The sequence below is a fragment of the Atribacterota bacterium genome (genome assembly GCA_028717805.1).
GTDB lineage: Bacteria > Atribacterota > Phoenicimicrobiia > Phoenicimicrobiales > Stramentimicrobiaceae > Stramentimicrobium.
The window spans coordinates 1-4,258 of record JAQUNC010000079.1 but is presented as its reverse complement, the minus strand read 5'-3'; the positions used below and the strand labels follow the sequence as shown (position 1 = coordinate 4,258).

Genomic DNA, 4,258 nt, shown 5'->3' with positions numbered 1-4,258 from the left:
GATATTAACATTCAAGAGAATACCATTCATGGTTTAATTGGACCAAACGGTGCAGGGAAATCTACTTTTTTTAATGTTGTTTCCGGATTATTTCCACCAACAGAAGGAAAAATATATTTTAATTCTGTGGACATTAGTAATATGCCTGCAGAAGATATTAATAGAATGGGAATCAGTAGAACATTTCAAGCCGGAAAATTGGTATCAAATATGACAGTTTTGGATAATGTTATGTCGGGAAGGTATAATTTCAAACAAAACCCCATTAAATCTTTCTTTTTAAATCCCTTACAATTTAATAAGCAAGAAAAAGATATTAAAAAGCAAGCGGAAAGGGTTTTCAAATTTATTAACATATCAGACTTTGCAGATCGCTGGACTAATGAATTGGTTTGGGTAGAGCGCCAGTTAGTACAGATAGCTCGTGCTTTAATATCAAATCCTAAACTTCTCATGCTTGATGAACCCACCTCAGGGATGGGCATTGAAGAATCAAGAGAAGTCGCAAAAATTATCAGGCAAATTAACAAAGAAGGAGTTACTATTATTGTTGTAAGCCATGATATGAATTTTATTACTGAAATCTCTGAATGGATTACCGTTCTTGATTTTGGAATAAAAATAAGTGAAGGAACTCCCGAACAAGTTCAGAGAGATCCCAGAGTATTGGAGGCTTATCTTGGAGAAGAAAAGTAATATTTTAGAAACCGAAAATCTTTCAATTACATATGGACCTATTAAAGCTGTCAAAACGGTTAGTATTGAAATAAAACAAGGAGAATTTGTAGCATTAATTGGTGCAAATGGAGCTGGCAAAACATCTTTGTTAAAGGCAATACTTGGAATTCAGAGACCAGATAAAGGTAATATTCAATTTTTGGGAAAAGACATTACTCGACAATCCACTGATAAGATTGTAAGTTTAGGCTTATGCCTTATTCCGGAAGGACATGTTATTTTCACTTCCATGACAGTGTTAGAAAACCTACAATTGGGAGCCTATCATGATTATGATAATTTTGAAAAAAATCTTGAAAGAGTTTTTGCATACTTCCCTATTTTACAGGAAAGAAGCAACCAAATAGCCGGAACATTAAGCGGAGGAGAACAACAAATGCTGTCTATGGGGCGTGCCTTAATGTCTAAACCTAAATTAATTCTAATAGATGAACCTTCTTTGGGATTAGCCCCCAAAATTGTAACAGAAATTTTTAATATTCTTTTAGAGTTAAATAAAGAGGGATATTCTATACTATTAGCCGAACAAAACGCTAAAAAGGCTTTAGAATGCAGTCATCGTTGTTATGTAATGCAAACTGGCGAAATTGCTATGACTGGATTTTCTGGTGATATTATAGATAATCCCAAGATTCGACAAGCTTATCTTGGTGGTCATTAATAAAAGAACTAAAATAAATCGTTTTATCTAATTTGTCAGGGAGAGATATTGATGGAAATATTTATAGCTCAATTAATAAGCGGTTTAGCCTTAGGAAGCATTTATGTTTTGTTGGTTACTGGTTTTAATTTAATGCTTTTGGTAGCCAAAATCATTCAATTTGCTTACCCCCAGATTGTGGTTATTTCTATGTATACCTGCTGGTGGGTTTTACAATTCAGCAACAATATTTTTTTAGTTATTCTGGCTGGTTTATCTGTTTCAATTATCTTAAGTATGTTAAGTGAACCTATTTTTAGAAAAATCAATAGTACACCGGATGTGGATATTAATGCCTCTTTTATTGCCTCAATGGGTATGGCTATGATCGCAATGGATATTATGTCCCATTCTATTAACTACGGATTTCCAGTTTCTTTTCCCTATAAATGGATTGGTGGAAGCATTCTGAGTTTTGGATTAATTACTTTATCCAAAGGGCAGTTATTTGCTTTAGGAGGTGGAATTATTGCCGTATTAATCTTTTTTTATCTTCTTTACCATACTAATCAGGGGAGATTCTTTAGGGCTATTGCCGAAAATCTCTTTGCAGCTAGCTTGGTGGGTATTCCAATTGTCAAAACCAGCATATTTAGTTATTTAATTGTCGGCATTTTAGGTGGTTTTTCAGCTCTGCTTTTTTCAATGCTAATAGGCTCTGCCTCTCCCTGGTTAGGTGAATTTGTTGCTTTAAAAATGCTGGCTGTATCAATTGTTGCTGGTTTGGGCAATTTAAAGGGAGGATTGGTTTGCGGATTAATGTTAGGTATTATAGAGTCTTTAGCAGTAGGATATATTTCTGGTTCATGGTCAAATGTCATTGCGTTTGTGGTAATGTTGATTGTTGTTCTGATTAAACCCCAGGGTTTATTTGGTACCAAAATATGATTATAATTATTGACATAAGGAGGTTCTATCTTGTCTGAAGTAACATATTATTTCCTGGGATTCACTGCTATTTATATACTAATGGGATGGGCGCTTTATTTAACCTATAGAGTAGGGCAACTACATTTTTTGATTGTAGCATGTATGGCGATATCAGCTTATTTTGGCGGTTATGCGGCTAAAGAATGGGGTTGGCCTTTTGTTTTAGTTTTAATTTCAGGAATATTAATAAGTACAGTAATCGGATTCATCTTTTCCCTGGCTATTGGGAAAGCTCCTTGTTTTACAGTGGTGATTGTGGGATTGACCTCTATCTTTATTGTTAAGACAGTTATTGAGAATTGGAAACTTTTAGGTGGAACGATTGGGTTTTTTCATGTTCCTTCTGTAAATAATATACTATTTATTATATATTTTTTATTAATTATAACGGGATCTTTGATTTACAGGATTGATCATTCACGTTTAGGCAGAGCCGCATCTGTTGTTTTTGTAGATAGAGAGGTAGCCATCACGTTAGGTGTTGATATAAAAAAATTGGGCATGTTTTTTCAAATTACATCATGTGCCATTGCAGGAATGTCTGGCATTTTGGATGTCTTTCTAGTTAGAAGCCTATCACCTGAATTTTTTAGTTTCAGCATGATTGGATATTTAATGTGCATACTTTTTGTAGGTGGATATACCACAATGTGGGGAGTAATTCCATCTGCCTTTTTGTTACAGGGAATTCCTTTGATATTTTCTAGTAACATTGCTTCTTGGCGCCAGGTTATATATGGAGCTTTGTTGGTGATTATTATCTTGTTGCGACCAGAAGGCATGATTACTAGAAAAATGCTATGGAATATGAAACCAAAAGTACCTCAACAAGCTATTAATAAATAATTCAATAAGATAATCTAACTTTACAGCGATAGAAAAATAGTACTAATGGGAGAAATAATTAATAAAAAGAAAGGAAGGCCAATAAGGGTTATCGTAGGAAGAAAAAATGTAAACTTAAACAGATATTCAGTTAAAAAATTTATAGAGTTAATAATCTTCAGGAGGAAAAAAAGATGAAGAATAAAATATTATGTTTTTTACGTATTTCAATATTCATAATTGGAATCTTGTTTATTACTACAATGAATATTTCCGGACAGAATGTGTTAGTAGAAGAGTGGAAAATACCTTTTTTAAACACTGTAACAGGTCCTATTGCAAGCATTGGTGAATATATGTCCTGGAGTGCTAATCGAGCTGCCGAAGAGATTAATGCTGCTGGAGGTGTAAGAGGCAAGCCAATTACAATTAAAATTATTGATACCGGTGTCAATAAGGAAAAAGCCATGGAAGAGATGGCTAAATTGATTGATTGGGCATTAGTGGTGATGGGTCCGGTTCCAGAAGCATGTATTATGGCAGCTGTCCCTATAGCAGTAGAAGCTGGATTATTTTCTATGGTTTCTTCTACTAGCTACGAATATGCAGTGGAATATTTTCCCTGGACTCTATCCTGGTATCCCATAACCGAAGAAAAACTACCACCTATAACTGCTGCTTGGGCAGAATTGCATCCAGACATGAAGACGGTAGTCCAATTTGTTGAGAACTGGGCAGCTTGGCCTCCAATGGCGGAAGCTCATGCTATAGGATTGGAATCAGCAGGAGTAGAAATATTGCGACAGGTTGACGTTCCTACTGATGCGATTATGTTTGATTCTCTGGTTTTGAGAGCCTTAGCACAGAAGCCTGATGGAATTGTACTTACCTGTAATTCGGAAAAAGCGGCAAAAATAATAGTTGAATTGGTAAAAAGAGGATGGGAAGATAAGTCAAAAATATTAGTTTTCAGCAGTGCTGATGATACCGCATTGTATACTACTGGGGGGGAATATTTAGAAGGGATTTCAATTTATAATTATATTGATTTGAATTTAAATGACT

5 protein-coding genes are annotated in these 4,258 nt (G+C 34.7%); all 5 read left to right on the top strand.

Annotated features, from left to right (window positions below):
- Positions 1-696 (top strand): ABC transporter ATP-binding protein (locus PHD84_10575; protein ID MDD5638239.1); only part of this gene is annotated, 696 nt, incomplete at its 5' end.
- A gap of 1 nt (position 697) precedes the next feature.
- Positions 698-1,399, top strand: a complete 702-nt coding sequence (locus PHD84_10570) for an ABC transporter ATP-binding protein (protein ID MDD5638238.1) — start codon at positions 698-700, stop codon at positions 1,397-1,399.
- A 51-nt stretch (positions 1,400-1,450) separates the two neighbouring features.
- A complete protein-coding gene (locus PHD84_10565; protein MDD5638237.1) occupies positions 1,451-2,326 on the top strand; it encodes a branched-chain amino acid ABC transporter permease in 876 nt (291 codons plus the stop codon).
- A 30-nt stretch (positions 2,327-2,356) separates the two neighbouring features.
- Positions 2,357-3,214: a branched-chain amino acid ABC transporter permease gene (locus PHD84_10560; GenBank protein MDD5638236.1), complete on the top strand. Its 858-nt coding sequence runs from the start codon at positions 2,357-2,359 to the stop codon at positions 3,212-3,214.
- Between the two features lie 173 nt (positions 3,215-3,387).
- A partial coding sequence (locus PHD84_10555; protein ID MDD5638235.1) for an ABC transporter substrate-binding protein occupies positions 3,388-4,258 on the top strand: 871 nt, incomplete at its 3' end.